The sequence below is a fragment of the Mesorhizobium sp. BH1-1-4 genome (assembly GCF_020165665.1).
Lineage (GTDB): Bacteria > Pseudomonadota > Alphaproteobacteria > Rhizobiales > Rhizobiaceae > Mesorhizobium.
On record NZ_JAIUIN010000008.1, the window covers coordinates 232,622 to 249,505 of the forward strand.

12 protein-coding genes and 1 pseudogene are annotated in these 16,884 nt (G+C 64.7%); 2 read left to right on the forward strand and 11 right to left on the reverse strand.

Annotated elements, in window-relative coordinates:
- The 11 genes and pseudogenes from LB569_RS16990 to LB569_RS17040 all read right to left on the reverse strand — a co-directional run bounded on the left by LB569_RS16990 (position 1) and on the right by LB569_RS17040 (position 13,713).
- Positions 1-858: a carbohydrate ABC transporter permease gene (locus LB569_RS16990; protein ID WP_140705560.1), complete on the reverse strand. Its 858-nt coding sequence runs from the start codon at positions 856-858 to the stop codon at positions 1-3.
- Between the two features lie 9 nt (positions 859-867).
- A complete protein-coding gene (locus LB569_RS16995; RefSeq protein ID WP_015318968.1) occupies positions 868-1,791 on the reverse strand; it encodes a carbohydrate ABC transporter permease in 924 nt (307 codons plus the stop codon).
- 158 nt (positions 1,792-1,949) lie between these two features.
- On the reverse strand, positions 1,950-3,395 hold the full coding sequence (locus tag LB569_RS17000; RefSeq protein WP_224693283.1) for an extracellular solute-binding protein: 1,446 nt from the start codon (positions 3,393-3,395) through the stop codon (positions 1,950-1,952).
- Between the two features lie 45 nt (positions 3,396-3,440).
- Entirely contained in the window at positions 3,441-4,415 is a 975-nt protein-coding gene (locus LB569_RS17005; RefSeq protein WP_140705914.1) for a sugar-binding transcriptional regulator, read from the reverse strand.
- 253 nt (positions 4,416-4,668) lie between these two features.
- Positions 4,669-5,904 carry a VWA domain-containing protein gene (locus tag LB569_RS17010; protein WP_224693284.1) on the reverse strand — a complete coding sequence of 412 codons (1,236 nt, stop codon included), beginning with the start codon at positions 5,902-5,904 and terminating at the stop codon, positions 4,669-4,671.
- Complete coding sequence (locus LB569_RS17015) at positions 5,897-8,146, reverse strand: DUF5682 family protein (RefSeq protein ID WP_224693285.1); 2,250 nt, start codon at positions 8,144-8,146, stop codon at positions 5,897-5,899. Before LB569_RS17015 ends, LB569_RS17010 begins: the two co-directional genes overlap by 8 nt.
- A gap of 4 nt (positions 8,147-8,150) precedes the next feature.
- A complete protein-coding gene (locus tag LB569_RS17020) occupies positions 8,151-9,230 on the reverse strand; it encodes an ATP-binding protein (RefSeq protein ID WP_140705553.1) in 1,080 nt (359 codons plus the stop codon).
- Positions 9,231-9,250: 20 nt separating this feature from the next.
- Positions 9,251-10,690 (reverse strand): DUF5691 domain-containing protein, encoded by a 1,440-nt coding sequence (locus tag LB569_RS17025; protein ID WP_224693286.1) that lies wholly within the window; start codon positions 10,688-10,690, stop codon positions 9,251-9,253.
- A complete protein-coding gene (locus LB569_RS17030) occupies positions 10,687-12,072 on the reverse strand; it encodes an SWIM zinc finger domain-containing protein (protein WP_224693287.1) in 1,386 nt (461 codons plus the stop codon). Before LB569_RS17030 ends, LB569_RS17025 begins: the two co-directional genes overlap by 4 nt.
- A 266-nt stretch (positions 12,073-12,338) precedes the next feature.
- Positions 12,339-13,295 (reverse strand): annotated as a pseudogene (gene ftsZ, locus LB569_RS17035) (cell division protein FtsZ); the annotation flags it as partial.
- Between the two features lie 88 nt (positions 13,296-13,383).
- A complete protein-coding gene (locus LB569_RS17040; RefSeq protein ID WP_224693288.1) occupies positions 13,384-13,713 on the reverse strand; it encodes a hypothetical protein in 330 nt (109 codons plus the stop codon).
- Here LB569_RS17040 and LB569_RS17045 point away from each other — a divergent pair.
- Positions 13,685-15,727, forward strand: coding sequence for a N,N-dimethylformamidase beta subunit family domain-containing protein (locus LB569_RS17045; protein WP_224693289.1), 2,043 nt, complete (start codon positions 13,685-13,687; stop codon positions 15,725-15,727). The two genes, LB569_RS17040 and LB569_RS17045, sit on opposite strands and share 29 nt — an antisense overlap.
- A gap of 199 nt (positions 15,728-15,926) precedes the next feature.
- Positions 15,927-16,625 carry a GntR family transcriptional regulator gene (locus LB569_RS17050; RefSeq protein ID WP_224538263.1) on the forward strand — a complete coding sequence of 233 codons (699 nt, stop codon included), beginning with the start codon at positions 15,927-15,929 and terminating at the stop codon, positions 16,623-16,625.
- Positions 16,626-16,884: the final 259 nt, after the last annotated feature.

Genomic DNA, 16,884 nt, shown 5'->3' on the forward strand with positions numbered 1-16,884 from the left:
CTATCCTTTCACCGCGCCGAGCGACAGGCCTTCGACCAGATAGCGCTGTGCGTAGAGGGCGAGCGCCAGCGTCGGCGTGATCGAGAGCACGATGGCCGCCGAGATCTGGCCGTACTGGATGCCGGATGAGGTGATGAAGGCGAGCGCGCCGACCGTCACCGGCTGCTTGTCGGCCGAGGCCAGCACTAGCGCGAAGACGAAATTGTTCCAGGCGAAGATGAAGGCGAGCAGGCCGGCCGCCGCAATGCCGGGGCCGGCGAGCGGCAGCGCGATCTTGCGGAAGGTGGCGAACCAGGAATGGCCGCCGATGCGGTAGGCATATTCGATGTCGGCCGGAATATCCTCGAAATAGCCGCGCACGATCCACAGGATCAGCGGCAGGCAGATCAACTGGTAGACCCATATCAGACCGATATAGGTGTTGGCCAAGCCCAGCTTCTGGAAATAGAGGGTCAGCGGCAACAGCACCAAGAGCGCCGGCGCGAACTTGAACGACAAAAGCGTGAAGGCGATGTCCTCCGAGCCACGGAATTTGTGGCGGGCGAAGGCGTAGGCGGCCGGTACGCCGAGCAGCAGCGATACCGCGACCGAGGTCACCGACAGGAACACCGAATTCCAGAGATTGCGCATGAAGGCGATGTCGAGCGTGCCGGCGGCGGTCATCAGCTTGCCGGTGATCAGTGCCGTGTAGTTGGCCAGCGTCGGTTCGAAGATGAGCTGCGGCGGGATGCGCAGGATGGTCTCGTTGGTCTGGAACGACATCATGAAGATCCAGAGGATCGGGAACATGAAGAAGATCACGACCAGGGTCAGTGCGATGCCGCGCAGGATGCGTTCGAGCAGGGAGGTGTGTTCCATGGCCGCCTCCTATGCCTGGCCACGGGCGCGTTCGCGCAGCCGGAGCCAGTTCTTGATGAAGATGTTGGAGAGGAAATAGGTGATCGCCCACAGGATGATCATCAGCGCCGCCGAGCGGCCGACATTGGTCGACTGGAAGAAATTGAGATAGGCCTCGACCTGGAAGACGGTCAGCGTGTCGCCGGGCCCGCCCTGAGTCATCGCATAGATGATGTCGAACTGCTGGATGGAATCGAGCAGGCGAAACAAGGTCGCCGTCAGGATGTAGGGCGTCAGCATCGGCAGCGTGATGCGGAAGAAGACGAAGCTCCTCGGCACGCCGTCGAGGGCCGCCGCCTCGAAAGGCTGCGTCGGCAGGCTGCGCAGGCCGGCAAGCAGCAGGATCATGATGAAGGGCGTGTAGACCCAGATGTCGACCAGCACCACGGTGAACAGCGCCGTCGACGGCGACGAGGCCCAGCGGAAATCCTGCAGACCGATCAGGCTGGCGAGATAGCTCAGCACGCCGAAGCCTGGATTGGTCATCAGCTTCCACATCAGCGCGGCGAGCGCCGGTGCCGTCATCAGCGGCATGAGGAGCATGATCGAGATGAAGTTGTTCAGCGTCGAGCGCTTCTGCAGCAGCAGCGCGATGGCAAGGCCCAAAAGGAGTTCCAGCACGACCGTGGTGCCGGCATAGAGCAGCGAGACCTTCAGCGTGTTCCAGAATTTTGGATCGGTAAAGAAGGAGATGTAGTTGTCGCCCCAGTTGAACTGCCGCGCCCAGGGCTGGCTCAGCCGGTAGCGTTGGAACGAATAGACCACCGAGGTCAGGAACGGGATCAGGATGCCGATGCAGACCAGCAGGGCCGGCAGGCTGAGCACGTAGGGCAGCACCCTCTTGCTGATCCTGAAGCCGGATGGCTTGAGCCTTTGCGATACCACCGCAGTCATCGAGCTGCTCCGTTGTTGCTGTCGCTTCGCCCTGCCGGCCGCCCAAGGGAGCAAGGCGGCCGGTCGGGCGAAATGGCGGTCACCTTTCGGCACCGCATCGCAAACATGAAAAGGTTTGACGGGGCCGACCCGCCAGGCGGGCCGGCCCTCGTTGCGACTTAGCCGAGACCGGCTTCCTTGAGCTGGCCGTTGATGCTCTCGGCGAGCTTGTCGAGGCCCTCGTCGACCGGCACTTCCTTGGCCACCATCTTCTGCAGTGTCGCCGCCCATTCGGTGGTGAGGTCGAAGAACAGCGGCTGCGCGGTGAACTTGATCGAGGCGCCGGCGGCCGAAGCGTCGAACATCTCGACATAGCCGGGGTAGCTCTTGTTCAGCTTCTCGCGGAACATCTCGTCCTTCCACACCGACTGGCGGACCGGATCGACGAAATCCATCTTGGTGGCGCCGAACAGGCCGTGCTCGGGGCCGGAAGCCCATTGCAGGAAGTACCAGGTCGCGTCCTTGTCCTTGGAGAAGTTGGACATCGCCAGCGACCAGATCCAGATGTTGGGCGTCGAGGCCTTGGCTTCCGGATTGGCGGTGAAGGCGGCATAGGCGAGCTTGCCAGCCATCTTGTTGTCGCCGCCATTCATGAAGTAGCCGAGGCAGTCGGCGTCGAAGATCATCGCCGAGGCGCCGGCACCGAGGTCGGTGCCGACCTGGTACCAGGTGTAGGTCGACCAGTCCTTGGGGCCGCTCTCCTGGATCATCTGCACCCATTTGGCGTGGAAGGCCTTGGAGCCGGCGGTGTTCATCGCCGCCGCGAGCTTGCCATCGGCGGAAACGGTCAAGTCCTTCTCGTTGAAGTTCGAGTAGGCCGAGAGGAAGCCCGGGTGGATCGTCGCCCAGGAACGCGAGCCGCGCACACCGATGCCGTAGACGCCGCTGCCGATATCCTTCTGCAGCTTGGCGGCCGTGGTGATCATCTCGTCCAGATTGCCGGGAACGCCGACGCCAGCCTTGTCGAACATCCCCTTGTTGTAGGTGATGTTGTTCTGTTCGAACGCCCACGGAATGCACCACTGCTTGGCATCCTCGGAACCCAGCGCGCCACCCGGCTTACCGTTCCAGGCGCAGGACGATTTCACGCCCGGCAGGATATCGTCCCAGGCATAGTTCGGATTGGTCTTGGCCGGATCCTTGATCCATTCGTTGAGGTCGGTGATCCAACCGGCCGGGCCATAGGTCCAGGTCATGTAGGCGCCGGTCATGAAGGCATCGTATTCGGGCGAGCTCGCCGACAGTGCCGCCGTGACCTTGTCGAAATAGACGTCTTCGGGGAAGACGTCATAGACGACGTTCATGCCGGTCAGCTTCTTGAAGTTCTCGAGGTCGGCGATCATGGCATCGGCATAGGGATGCTTGTTGAGCAGGAGCTTGATGGTCTTGCCCTTATGCGCCTGCCAATCGAAGTCGGCGGCGAGCGCGCGGGTCTGGCCGAGGTTGAGCAGCGTGCCGGCGGCGCCGGCGGCAAGGCCCATCGCACCCAGGCCCTTGATCAATCCGCGACGGTCGACTTGTCCGCGCAGGAAGGCGTCTATGAGGTCTTTCTCTTTCTCATGCATTTCGTCTTCTCCTCCACAGGGTAGTTTCAACTGAACTGTTGCCGGCTACCCGACCGGCGTCTCTTCCACGAGCGATCGCGCCGTGCGCTCGTCCGTTATCAGGCCCTTGAGATAGCGCCCCTCCAGCACCGACTTGATGGCGCGAACCTTGATCTTGCCGCCGGCAACGGCGACGATCCGGCGGCTGGCGATATCCTCGCGCGCCAGCGCCAGCGCCCGGTTGGAGACGGTCGTCGCCACCGCCTTGCCGGCCTCGTCGAAGAAATGGCCGAGCAGTTCGCCGACACCGCCATTGCGGCGGATCTCCTCCATCTCGCCCTTCTCGATCATGCCGGTGGCGACCAGCGACGCCTCGCGTTCGGCGGTACCGATGCCGGCGAACAACAGGTCGGCGGAACGCGCGAGATCGAAGACCTCGCTGATGCCCTTCTGGCCGAGCAGCACGATGCGGTCCTCCGCCGTGTTGGCGAACATCGGCACCGGCATCACATAGGCTTCGGCGCCGGTGCGCTCGGCGAGACGATGGATGACGTCATGCGGGTTGGCCGAGAATTTCCGCGTCAGGCCGCCGAGCAGCGAAACGAAGCGGATCCGGTCGGTGGTGGTGCGCGGCAGATATTCGACGCAGGCAGCCAGCGTGCGGCCATGGCCGACGCCGATCAGCGCCTCTTCGCCGCGCTCGATCTCGCGCTTGAGGAACTGCGCGCCGGCAATGCCGAGCGCCTTGAGCGGCAGGTCCTCGGAATCGAAATCGGGGACCACTTCGCAATAGTCGAGGCCGTAGCGGCGGGAGAGTTCGTCCTCGAGCTCGACGCATTCCGACACTTCGCCGTCGATATAGACCTTCACCAGCCCTTCCTGGTTGGCCTTGGTGATCAGGCGATGGGCCTTGAGGCTGGTCAGCCCGAGCCGCTTGGCGACCTCGGACTGGGTCAGCCCGCCGGCGTAATGAAGCCAGGCGGCACGCGCCGCCATGCTGGCATCATCGTCGCGCAAAAGGCCGTTGCCGAACCCTACCATTTCCACCCTTTGATATTTTTATCAGTTGCTGCAAAATTTTTCACATGGCGCGATGGGAGTCAAGCGATCGCTGCGCGCAATTCACGACATGACGGCCGAGGTCGGCGTCGGCCGGCCTTTTGGCGATGTCAGCTTATGATGATGCGGAGCGGCCCTTCCGCCGTGCCCTGTCAGCACCGGCCTTTCAAAATTGCTTCTGGGTTCCCGCTCTGGCGACGCCAGGCGCGTTCCAGGCGGGATGAAGAATCGCGCCTTACGCGCCAGCCATGGAGCCGTCGGCCTCGGCGCGTACCAGCTTGATGTCGGCCCCGGCCGCCCAGGCGCCGATATCCTCGCGACGCAGTGCCGCCGCCATCATGTCGGGAAACAGATCCGGCGTGCAGGCAAAGACGGGAATGCCGAGTGCCGCAACCGACCCGGCCATTTTGGGGTCATAGCCCGGCCTGCCCTGGTCGGTCAGCGCCAGGAGCACCACGACATTGACGCCCGAGCGAACGAGTGCGGCTAGCCGCTGCAGCAATTCCTGGCCGTTGCCGCCTTCATAGAGGTCTGTGATCAGCACCACGTGCGACTTGGTCGGCCGTTCGATACGCTCGGCGCAATAGGCGACCGCCTGGTTGATGTCGGTGCCGCCGCCAAGCTGCACGCCGAACAGCACTTCGACAGGATCGCTGAGTTCCTCGGTCAGGTCGACGATCGCCGTGTCGAAGCAGACCAGCTTGGTTTTCACCACCGGCAGCGAGGCCATGACGGCGGCGAATATCGAGGCATAGATCACCGAACTGGCCATCGACCCGGACTGGTCGACGCACAGCACGACCTCGTCCAGATCGACCAGCCGACGCTGCTGGCGCATGAAGCCGATCAATCTTTCCGGCACGATGGTCTTGTGCTCGGGCTGATAGTGGCGAAGGTTGGCCGAAATGGTGCGCGGCCAATCTATGTCGCGCTGGCGCGGGCGGTTGGTGCGGCGCGAGCGGTCGAGCGCACCGCGTATTGCCTCGGCGGTCTTCTGCTCCAGCCGTTGCATCAGCTTGGCGACGATGTCGGCGATGATCGTGCGGGCTACGTCCTTGGTCTTGGCCGGCATGACCGAGCGCAGCGAGATCAGATCGGCGACCAGATTGACGTCCGCCTCGATCGCCTTGAGGAATTCCGGCTCCATCAGCATCTGCTTCAGGTTCAGCCGTTCGAAGGCATCCTTCTGGACGATCTGGACCACCTGCGCGGGAAAGAACGACCTGATATCGCCCATCCATTGCGCGACTTTCGGCGCCGAGCGCCCCAGACCGCCGCGCCGTTTGCGCGGATCGGCACCCGCGTCGCCGGCGCCGTCGCCATAGAGCGCATCCAGTGCCGCGGACAGCCGCTTGTCGGTCTCGGAAAGCGCTGCCGATGACGGATCATCGGCGCCGATCGCCAGGCGCCAGCGGCGCTCGCGCTCGTCGCCCGCCTGGCCGGACTCGCTCATGTCGATCTCGTCATCCATGGCCATTCTCGCCGCTGAGCAATGGCGCGAGCCGATCGAGATGCCGGCGCCACGCCTCGCCGCCATCAGGCGTTGGTGTCAGCCCGGCCGGCAGGCGCCTGGCGCGGCCGAGCACCACTTCGATCAGCCGCCGCCGCTCCATCGAGTCGAGGTGCGAAAAGACCCGGCGCAACAGCGGCAAATGCGCGACGAATGCCTCCTCGTCGAGCGATTTGAGCCAGGCGTCCACTGCTCCGCGCAACCCTTCATCGTAAATGAGCCGCTGGCCGGCGGTGCTGAAGAAGCCCTCGAAGAACCCCGCGGCCTCGGTGACCGCCGTGCCCGGCGACAGGCGCCGCGCGATCAGGCCGGCCGCTGCTTCAGCCGACAGATGGCCGGCCTCGTAGAGCAGATGCGCGGCACATCCCGCTACCAGCGCCGTCGAGCGCGACCCGTCGAGCACGGCCGCCAGTCCGTTGCGCCAGGCATCCAGAACGTCCTGTTCCGGTTCGACCAGCCTGATCGCGTCGTCGGCCTTGCGCATGGCGCCGACCAGCACAGAGGAAGCCTGCGCATCGAGATCACGGGCGGCATAGGGGAGTGCGATCCCGCCTTCGACAATCAGCCGCGCCAGAAGACCGGACAGGCGGGCGGTTTCGGTCTTGCGGGCTTCGCCATAGCGGATGATGTCGGCGAGCGGCGGCACCGATGCCAGGATTTCCAGGCATTCGCTGCTGTGCGCGGCGCGTTCCTCCAGCGTCGCGAGACCGATGGTCCAGGCTTCCGACAGGTTTGCCGTGATGGCGCCTTGAACCAGGCCCGCCAACGCATCGAGGGATGACGCGGCGGAAATCATCTGGATCAGCCGGCCGTTGGCGGCCTTCTCGATGGTTGGGCCATGGACCAGGTTCTCGACCAGGCGAACGGCATATTCAGGCTCCCATGACAGCGTCCATCGCTCGCGGAAGGTGCCACGGCTGCGGCCTGCGTCGGTCAGCTTGCCCCAATGCACGCCAAGCACGTTCAGCCGGTGCAGCAAGGTCGACCGAAACAGCCCGCTTTCGCTGCGCAAATCGACCGACAATTCGCGCTCCAGCGCCTCGGGTTTCAGCCGCGCCGCCTTCTGGTTGCGCTGCAGGTCCTCGATCAGCGGCGCCAACGGGGTATCGGGCGGAATTTCGCCGACATCCGCCCCCAACAGCAGTTCGGCCTCGACCAGCGCCCACAGGATGGCTTCGCCGTTGAACAAGGCGGCGATCGCGGCGTCGCGCAATTCCTCGAAGCCGGGCTTTGGCCGTTCGCGGATCACAGCCAGCGCGCGGGCCAGCCTTTCGGCTTCGATCAGCGAGGCGGTCGAGACCATATGCCCCTTCGCCCTCAGCACGGCGGCGATCATGGCGAGCCACAAGGTCGCCGCGTCATGCCGGCCACGGGTGCGCCAAAGATGCTTGCACCAGCCGGGGGCGACGACCCCGGCGCCATAGCCGAAGCCAAGCGCAAGGCGCGGCCCGGTCCAAGGCGCCCAGGTCATCGTGCTCTTGCGCCGGGCTAGCCCTCTCAGGAGGGCCTGATCCTCTTTTTGCGGACGTGTCGCCCGCAGGGCCGGCACATGGAAGGCGCCGCAGACGACAGCGATCGGTCCGTCGAATTCCTTGCGCGCGGCGGCGATCTCAAGCCGCATATGCGCTTCGCGTCTGGCCTCGAATTCGGCAAGCGGGCCTTCGCCTTCGCGCAGTGTCGTCATCGCATCGGCTATGGCCGCGAAGATCGGCCCTGGCTCCGGGTTCTGTTCGATGATGTCGGCCCACCAGCTTTCGCCATCCTCGTAGCCGGCGGCTTGTGCCAGTGCGCCGATCGGGTCACGCAGATGCGGCGCCGTTTCAATCTCGACCTTGGCTTCCGCTTCTTCGGCGGCAGCGTCCTGCGCATCTTCAACCGGTGCCACCCGGGCCGATGACGGCAGGTCGATGAACCGTAATGCAGCGCTGTTGCCGACGGCCCACAGGGCGGCCTGGTATTCCGGCGAGAACTCGGCGAACGGCCAGAAGCTGGTCGAAGCCGGATCGTCTTCGGGATAGCACAGCAGCGCCACCGGCGGCTGCATTTCAGGGCGGGCGAGCAATGGCAGCAGCGCGGAAGCGTCGGCGGGCCCCTCGATCAGCACGGCGACCGGTTTCAAATCCTGCAACGCCTGCACCAGGCTGTCGGCGGAGCCGGGCCCGTGATGGCGTATGCCGAAATAGGAAACCTCGCCCTGCGACATGGCGTCAGATCGCCGCGTTCAAGGCCGCATAGTAACCGGCATAATCGGGACGCTTCTTCAGCACCGTCTCCAGATATTCCTCGAGCACCAGCTTGTCCTGCACCGGATCTTTCACGATCGCGCCGACGAGGCTGGCGGCCAGGCCTTCGGCGCCCAGCTTGCCGCCGTCGAACCATGCCGCCTGGCTGAGCCCGCCGACCATGGTCGCGATCGCCTCGGCCGTGGACAGCGACCCGGACGGCGTCTTCAACGTCACCTTGCCGTCCGATGTCGCGCCCGAGCGAAGCTCGCGGAAAATGGTCAGCACGCGAGCGATCTCGTCGCCGACATTCTTCGGTACCGGCAGGTCGAGACCGCCGGCCATCTCGCCGACGCGCTTGGAGACGATCGCCACTTCTTCCGCCATGTCTTCGGGCAAGGGCAGCACGACGACGTTGAAGCGGCGCTTCAGCGCCGAGGACAATTCGTTGACGCCCTTGTCGCGGTTGTTGGCGGTGGCGATGATGTTGAAGCCGCGCTGGGCATAGATCGAGGTGTTGAGTTCGGGGATCGGCATCATCTTTTCGGACAGCACGGTGATCAGCGTATCCTGCACGTCCGAACCCATGCGCGTCAGTTCCTCGAGGCGGCAGAGCTTGCCGCCTTGCATGGCGCGGTAGAGCGGTGTCGGCACCAACGCCTCCTCGCTCGGGCCCTTGGCCAGAAGCTGTGCGTAGTTCCAGCCATAGCGGATCTGGTTTTCGTCGGTGCCGGCGGTGCACTGCACGATCAGCGTCGAGTCGCCCATGATGGCGGCGGCGAGATGCTCCGACACCCAGGATTTGGCGGTACCGGGGACACCAAGCAGCAGCAGGGCGCGGTCGGTTGCGAGCGTCGCGACCGCGGTTTCCATCAACCGGCGACGGCCGACATATTTCGGCGTAACCGGCGTGCCGTCGTCGGCTTTTCCGCCGAGGAGATAGGTCAGCACCGCCTTTGGCGACAGGCTCCAGCCGGCGGGCTTTTGCCGATCGTCGTTGCGCGCCAGCGCCTGCAACTCGCCGGCATAGGCCTGCTCGACCGGAAGACGGATGACTGCGTTCATTTGCTGTTCTCCGGATTTGATCATTTTCGAGATTCGGACTGATATTCGGCCAGCGCCGCGTTTAGGCGCAGCAAGCCGAGCGAAGGGGCGGCCGGCGGCATGCCGGCTGTCACCATCTCGTCGATCAGCCGCGTTGCGGTGGCTGACGTGGCAAGAAAGCCAAGCATTTCGAGGACGTTGTCGGCGGTCCGCCTGGCGCCGTCATCGCTTCCGCCAACGGCCGAACGCAGCGCCTGCAGGACTTGCCCGACGTCACCCCACTCCACCCAGCCCGCCTCGGCGGCTTCGAGCAGGTTGAGCGAGGCGAGATATGTCACGTCTTTCAGGATCAGGCGGATGAGGGCCTGTTTTCTTCTGATGTCCAGGCGCGGCATCAGGTGGAGGACGAAAAGCGCGGGCCTACCGCCTTCGGCGACGAGCGTGTCGGCCATGTGCGTCACCGCGGCATCGCTGCCCGAGGCGGCCACCATGCGCGCGAAAGAGATATCGGCATTGCTGTCGGCGCCGAACTGCCAACCGGCGATGAATTCGGTTTCGCCAACGCCAAAGCGTGCGGCGAGATCGACGAGATTGCAGGTGCCGAACAATTCGGCACGGCGTCGGTCCTGCGCCGGCGATTTCGGTTTCACCGGCGTGTAGGTCGTGCGCCGGCGGATGAACCCGGATTTGCCCGCGCCGATGAAGGCCGCGAGTTCGGTGACCGGATCCTCGCCTCCGGCCTCACCTGGAAGGCCTTGCTGACCCAACCTTGCCAACAGCCGGCCGGCCAGTTCGCGCACCTTGCCCGAACGATCGGCGGCCAGCCCCTTCAGGAACGGCACATCATCCGGCCCCAGCCCGAAATGCATGAGTTGGATAAGGGCAAGCCTGATCTCCGCCGGCTCGCCCGATCCCTTGGCCTCGATCAGCAGCCGGGCCGAAGCCGGTTCGCGGCGCCGCATCTCGGCCAGCGCTGTACGCCGCGCCGCGGGGTAGAAATCATCCCAGTTTTGCGCCGTCAGCCTGTCCTGGCCGACATGGCTTTGCCCTTCGACGCCCGCCTGCCAGTCGACCCAGGGGGCATAGACATCAGGACTGTCTTGATCGGAGGCAGAAGGCATCCAGTCCATCGGATGCAGCACCAGGCCACGGCTGGCGACCAGCGTCACCACCCGTGCCTTGCCCCTTGTGTCGGCCGCCTGTTTGAGTGCGGCTCTGGCAAGCGGCCGCAGCCGGTCGGGCAACATCGGGAAAGCGAGTTCCGGCAACGGGGGGCGGCGTTTCAGCGTCGATGGCGCGGCGGGCCGCAAGGCGATCTCAAGCGCCTGCGCGGCGATCGCCAGCAGCCGGCGCTCCTTCTCGTCGGCGTCCGAACCGCCGCCGATTTCCCGCCACGCGGCCGGGGCCAGGTCGAAGCTCGCTCCGCCGGTGATCCAGCAGTCACGCATCGTCGCCAGGCCGATCTGCTCAAGCTCGTTCACGACAAATCGAGCCTCCCGAAATTGCTCTGAGCCGCCAGGAGGTCAAGCCGGCTGCCATTCCAAAGCGCGGCCGTGGCCGCGAGATCGATACCGAGCAGGGTTGGACTGACGGCCTCGTTGATCGGCAAGGCGATGCCGTTCGGGTCGCCGGCCGCCTGCCACCAGGGCGCGCCCCGGTCGTCGAGCAGGATCGCGCCTTGCGGCAGCATGACAGGACAATCGGTGAGCCACGGCGCCGCGTCCTGACAGGCAAGATGCGTGGTGAGCGGATCCGGTTCGCTCGACGCGACAGCGGGCCATTCGCCCGAAGAGACGTCACCCCTGCGGTCCATCACCAGGGCACGCAGCGGCTGCCGCGACGGATAGAAGATCAGCCGCGCGTCGAAGCGGTCGCCTGGCGTGAAGGCGTTGGACCGGCGGCCGGCCGAAGCCGGGAAATAATCGAGCAGAAGCGCAAAGCGCGGAGCGGCGCTCCTGAGATCGAGCAGCCAGGTCGAATGGCTGACGAGGCCATCGCGGCGGGTCTCGATCTTCTCGCCAAGAACCTCCCAAGTACTTTCGACCTGGACCGCGTGGGGGCTCGCCAGAACCTGGTCGCGCGTCTCGGAAGTCGACACCAACCGCTTCAGTTCGGGATCGTCGGGTGCGGCACGCCAGGCCTTGGCCAGCACCACCAGCTTGCCAAGTTCGCGGATCGCCGCGTCGGGCCGTTCCTCGCTGCGCAGCGACATCAGGCGCGATGGAATTTCATCAATACGGCCGGCAAGGGCCGTCGCCTTCATGTCGACCAGCCGCGCGGCAATCCGGCGGCAACGGTCGCTGCTGTTGTCGACAAATCCGGCAAGACCAAGCCGCAACTGATCCGATATCCACTGGTCCATCTCGTCCAGCGCCGCCGACACCGAGGATCGCGTCTCCTCGGCCCGCTTGCGCTGTGCCGATTCGCGGCGTTCCACGGCCGCCGCGTCTTCCGCCTCGGTGCTCTCGTCGCTCCGCGCGGCCTCACCGATGCTCTTGCCGCCGGCACCCGAGGCCGGCTGCGTGGGCGGTGGCGTGGTTTTCCTGCGCCGGCCGAGCCAGTCATTCACCCACTCCGGCGTCGAATCGGCCGGGGTGAAACTGGTCGGCACCGTGGCGGCGATCCACATCAAGGCGAGGCTATGCTTGCAGGGAAATTTTCGCGACGGGCACGTGCATTTATAGCCATGATCGCCGGTGTCGACGACCACGCGGTAGGGATTGGAGCCGGATCCCTGACACTCGCCCCACATGAGGGCCAGCGCTTCGTGCTTTTCGAGGCGTGGCCAGTTCGATCGTTTGGTCAGCTTGGAAGCGGCGCTCAGCGATGCCTGGTCAGGGGCAAGCGCCTCGATCGTTTTCAAGTCAAATTCCAAGCCGCGCCTCTGGTCGCCAGAACGAATGCCAGTTGCCAGTATAGATGGCAGTCTGTGACGGATTCTTGTAGCAGCGGCGGACTGGAGATCAATACAGACGCTGCGTGCCGATTGTCCCGACCAGCCCCCTGCGCACGCAATACGGCGCTATTGGCGAGGCCCGCCAATAAATCCTATTGGAGGATCCGCGTGGGCGCGTGGCCTGGATGGTCCCGTGCCATATCGGCATGGACCTCCCCCTCGCCGAGCGCACGGTCCAGACCGGTCGCCACCACCGAGACCCTGAAGCGGCCTTCCATGCTCTTGTCGAAGATGGCGCCGACGATGATGTCGGCGTCCTCGTAGACTTCCTCGCGGATGCGCGTGGCCGCCTCGTCGACCTCGAACAGGGTCATGTCCCTGCCGCCCGATATCGACACCAGGACGCCCTTGGCGCCCTTCATGGACATTTCGTCGAGCAGCGGGTTGGCGATCGCGGCTTCCGCCGCCTTCATCGCCCGGCCGTCTCCGGACGCCTCGCCGGTTCCCATCATAGCGCGGCCCATGCCGCGCATCACCGATTTGACGTCGGCGAAGTCGAGATTGATCAGGCCTTCCTTGACGATGAGATCGGTGATGCAGCTGACGCCGGCATAAAGCACCCGGTCGGCGATGACGAAAGCATCGGCGAAGGTGGTCTTGGCATCGGCGATGCGGAACAGATTCTGGTTGGGGATCACGATCACCGTGTCGGCGGCCTCGCGCAGCCGCTCGATGCCCTCTTCGGCCATCTGCATGCGGCGCCTGCCCTCGAAGGTGAACGGCTTGGTGACGACGCCGACCGTCAGGATGCCGGCCTTGCGCGCCGCCTGGGCGATGATCGGAGCAGCACCCGTGCCGGTGCCGCCGCCCATGCCTGCGGTGACGAAACACATATGCGTGCCGGCCAGATGATCCATGATCTCGTCGAGCGATTCCTCGGCCGCGGCACGGCCGATCTCGGGCAACGAGCCGGCGCCAAGGCCTTCCGTGACATGCGCGCCAAGCTGGATCAGCCGCGTCGCCTTCGACATCGTCAGCGCCTGGGCATCGGTGTTGGCGGCAATGAACTCGGTTCCCTGAAGCTGCTCCACGATCATGTTGTTGATCGCATTGCCGCCACCGCCGCCGACGCCGATCACTGTGATCTTGGGTCTCATCTCGGAGATTTCCGGCTTCTTGAACTCGGCCATGCCTGCTTCTCCTTCGCCAATTGCGTGCGCTTCACGACCCACAAGCAAACTGCCCGCGGGACATTGCAATCGAGCGGCATGACGCGAATCAGTCCGTTCGGATGGGTACTCCAAAAAGCCAGAGAGCGGCCGCACGTGCAAGTGCGCTCGGGTCAAGATTTGTGATGAAGAGGCCGACCTGCGAGAACGACTGTCCGGTTTCAGGCGATCGCGATACTGTCGTCGTGGATTCGCCGATGGCCTTGATGGCCTGAGCGAGATCTCCACGGACTTCGTCGGCAATCAAGGCCGAGGGGGCGACCTCCAGAACCCAAGGGTATGAAAGAATTGTCCAGTTCGCCATCGACGGGAATGCGGCCGCCGGTATCGCGACGCGGAGTTTCGCGGCGATGAAGCGCCCCGTCGACCACTCCGCCATGGCCGTCTCGGGCTATACCTTTCCCTGGCATACAGCGGCTGGTACACAGGTCGCCCTTCACGTGTCGTCGTCGCGGCAGCCACGCGACGTGCGCGTCGTGCGGCTCGACACGCAAGCGGCCGAGCCGATGGACTGGCGCGTCGAGCCGACGGGAAATGCCGTGTCCCACCGCGATTTCGATCATGGGTCCTTCCTGAGTGTCGCGGCGGCGGAACTGGCCAAGGCGACCGAGATCGAAGGCATCGCCTTCGAAGTGTATTTGACCCGCAACGATGGCGCCCGCGTGCTCTTCGAGAGCGGAAACCTGCGCCTCGGCCTGCAGGACGGGTGGCTGACGTCAGGCCACGACGGCAAGCCGCTCGAAACCGGCGTGGCCTTGCCGGCAAACACCTGGCTCAGGGTCGAGATTTCGTCGATTGATGGCGCGACCATGGTGCGGATCGACTCGGACGATCTCCTGTCGCCATTTCACCTGGATCATCGCTTCGACCTGCCGTGGCGGCCCCTGCCCGGCGCTATGGTTTTCGGCACCAGCACGGCAAACGATGTCAGGTCGCTCAATGCGAAATTCTCGGCGATCTCCTTGCGAACCGCGGCCGGTCGTATCGCCTGGACGTTTCCGACCTTGCTGCCGAGCGGCCCTATCGCCTCCATGGGCACCGATCGCGTCCTCCTCCTGGAAACGTTCAACCAGCCCGCCTTCTGCATGACCTCGCGCCGCTGGGATGGGTCGAGTTTCGATCCCCGCCTGGTGCCGTCGCATTACGACGCGGTGCATTGCCACGACGACGACATGGGCGCGTTGCAGTGGCCCGCCTCCTACCGATTACAGGTTCCCGCCGAGGCGCCGGCCGGAATCTACGCCTTCGAGATTGGCCATGAGGATGGATCGGAGCGTATCGTCTTCTTCATCACTTCGTCGGTGCGCCGGGCGCCGCTGTTGTTCCTGGTGCCGACAGCCACCTATCTCGCCTATGCGGATGAATTCCTGCCGGCGCATCTCTACGAATGGATGTGCGAGGATCGCGGCCATCGCTTCGCGATCGATAACAATCTGAAGTCGCTCTACGACTACCATAGTGATCTCAGCGGCGTGTCGATCTGTTCCACCAGGAAGCCGAAGGCGACGCTGCGCGACGACTACAATTATCCGCTGTGCGGCTGCCCGCACAATCTGCCGGTCGACCTGCATTTTCTGCGCTTCTGCCACCACAATGATATCGCCTTCGATCTCATCACCGACCGCGACCTGCATGAGCGGGGCCTTGCCGGCTTGCAGGGCTATCAGGCGGTCATCACGGGCAGCCATCCCGAATATATGTCGGTCGAGATGGAGCACGCGCTGCGCCAGTTCGCGGCTGCGGGCGGCGGCATCGCCTATCTCGGCGGCAATGGCTTTGCCGGCAAGGTCGCATTCCAGGACGATCTGATGGAACTGCGCCGCTCGCCGCTCGAAGCGGGCCGCACCTGGGATGGACCGGTCGCCGAGCAGTCGCTGTCGATCACCAACCAGCCGGGCGGCTATCTCCGCGCCAGCGGGCGCGGCGAATTCTCGCTGACGGGCGTCGCCATTTCGCTGATGGGCTTCGACGGCGCGCGCCCCTTCACGCGTACGCCGCAAAGCCATGCCCCTTCGGCCGCGTGGTTGTTCGACGGCGTCGCCAACGAGACCTTCGGCGACGAGGGCATCGTGCTTGGCGGCGCTGCCGGCTACGAGGTCGATGCCACCGACCCGCATCTGGGCACATCCCCCGACACCATGGTCATTGCGCGGGCGACCGGCTTCCCGGACAGCTTCGTCCATGACGCGACGCGCTGGTACGAGGGAGGCGACAGCGAGCGCGACGGCCGCCGCTGCGCGGAGATGACGCTGCGCCATCTGTCTTCGGGCGGCCTGATCTTCTGCGCCAGTTCGGTCGCCTGGTGCGGCGCCTTGCCGGCCGGCGATGCCATGAACGACGTCGGCCGGATCACCAGGAATTTGCTGACGCATCTGGCGGCAAGGAGCCGGTAGGCCTCGGATCGATAGCCTGGAAAGGAAGGCAGCCCGCCGCCGCGCCGGTTCCAGCACTTGGCTTGCCGCGCAACGACCGAAGCGTCTATCATGCATGATCAATCGGCGGCTTGGGTGTCCCCGCCGTGCCCGGCTCAATGTTTGAGCGCGGCGCGTGTCGTCAGGTCAATTTCAGAATGCAGAAGCAACGCCCCCGCCAATGGCCGACAGAACACATTTCGGTTTGACCGCCGTCGACACCGTGCCCCTGCACGAGAAGGTCTATCTGGAACTTGTGCGGGCTTTGATGTCAGGCCAATTCCTGCCCGGCCAGAAGCTGACCTCGCGCAAACTGGCCAAGGAATTGGGCACCAGCGACATGCCGGTGCGCAGCGCCTTCATGCGGTTGCAGGCCTTGCGGGCGCTGAGCCCGATGCCGAACGGCAGCGTCGAGGTGCCGGTGATCTCGGCCGAGCGATTTTCGCAATTGACCGCCGTGCGCACGATCCTCGAAGGCCCGGCGACCGAGCTTGCGACGAAACTGATCAACGGCAACAATCTGCGGGCGATCCGGCGCCACTGCACCGACCTGACCCTGGCCGCGCGCAAGGGCGATATCGGCGACTATCTCAGGAAGAACCACGATTTCAAATTCTCGATCTATCGCCATTGCGGCAACGAGCAGATGATTTTTCTGATCGAGACGGTGTGGATGCAGGTCGGCCCTTTCCTGAGAAACCTCGCCACGGGGTTCGAGGACGACCTCTCCTCGATCCTGGACATCGACTATCACGAGGAAGTCGTCGCGGCGATCGAGGCACAGGACGGCGCGCGGGCGCGGGCGGCCATCGTTCGCGACATCGACGAGGGCGCGGCGCACATCCTGCGGCAGGCCAGGTTTCCGAAAGCGAGGGGCTAGGATTGGGGCGAAAGGCGCCTACGTTCCGTCCAGTGGACTGTCGCAGACTTTGGAGATTGGCGGTCGCCTTCCAACTTCGTCATCCTATGGCGGAGCAAGGAGCGCAGCGACGCGGAACAGACCATTGGATCCATGCCGCGACCTTGCTGCCGGGTGCACCGGAGCAGAATTTCTGGACCGCAGCGGTGCTTTGAAGTCCCGGCATGGATCCTCGGGTCTGCGCCGCGTCGCTACGCTCCTTGCTCCGCCCGTGGATGAC

Coding starts and splice junctions, on each gene's coding strand:
- LB569_RS16990 (WP_140705560.1), bottom strand. CDS start 858: ATGGAACACACCTCCCTGCTCGAACGCATCCTGCGCGGCATCGCACTG.
- LB569_RS16995 (WP_015318968.1), bottom strand. CDS start 1,791: ATGACTGCGGTGGTATCGCAAAGGCTCAAGCCATCCGGCTTCAGGATC.
- LB569_RS17000 (WP_224693283.1), bottom strand. CDS start 3,395: ATGCATGAGAAAGAGAAAGACCTCATAGACGCCTTCCTGCGCGGACAA.
- LB569_RS17005 (WP_140705914.1), bottom strand. CDS start 4,415: ATGGTAGGGTTCGGCAACGGCCTTTTGCGCGACGATGATGCCAGCATG.
- LB569_RS17010 (WP_224693284.1), bottom strand. CDS start 5,904: ATGGATGACGAGATCGACATGAGCGAGTCCGGCCAGGCGGGCGACGAG.
- LB569_RS17015 (WP_224693285.1), bottom strand. CDS start 8,146: ATGTCGCAGGGCGAGGTTTCCTATTTCGGCATACGCCATCACGGGCCC.
- LB569_RS17020 (WP_140705553.1), bottom strand. CDS start 9,230: ATGAACGCAGTCATCCGTCTTCCGGTCGAGCAGGCCTATGCCGGCGAG.
- LB569_RS17045 (WP_224693289.1), top strand. CDS start 13,685: ATGAAGCGCCCCGTCGACCACTCCGCCATGGCCGTCTCGGGCTATACC.
- LB569_RS17040 (WP_224693288.1), bottom strand. CDS start 13,713: ATGGCGGAGTGGTCGACGGGGCGCTTCATCGCCGCGAAACTCCGCGTC.
- LB569_RS17050 (WP_224538263.1), top strand. CDS start 15,927: ATGGCCGACAGAACACATTTCGGTTTGACCGCCGTCGACACCGTGCCC.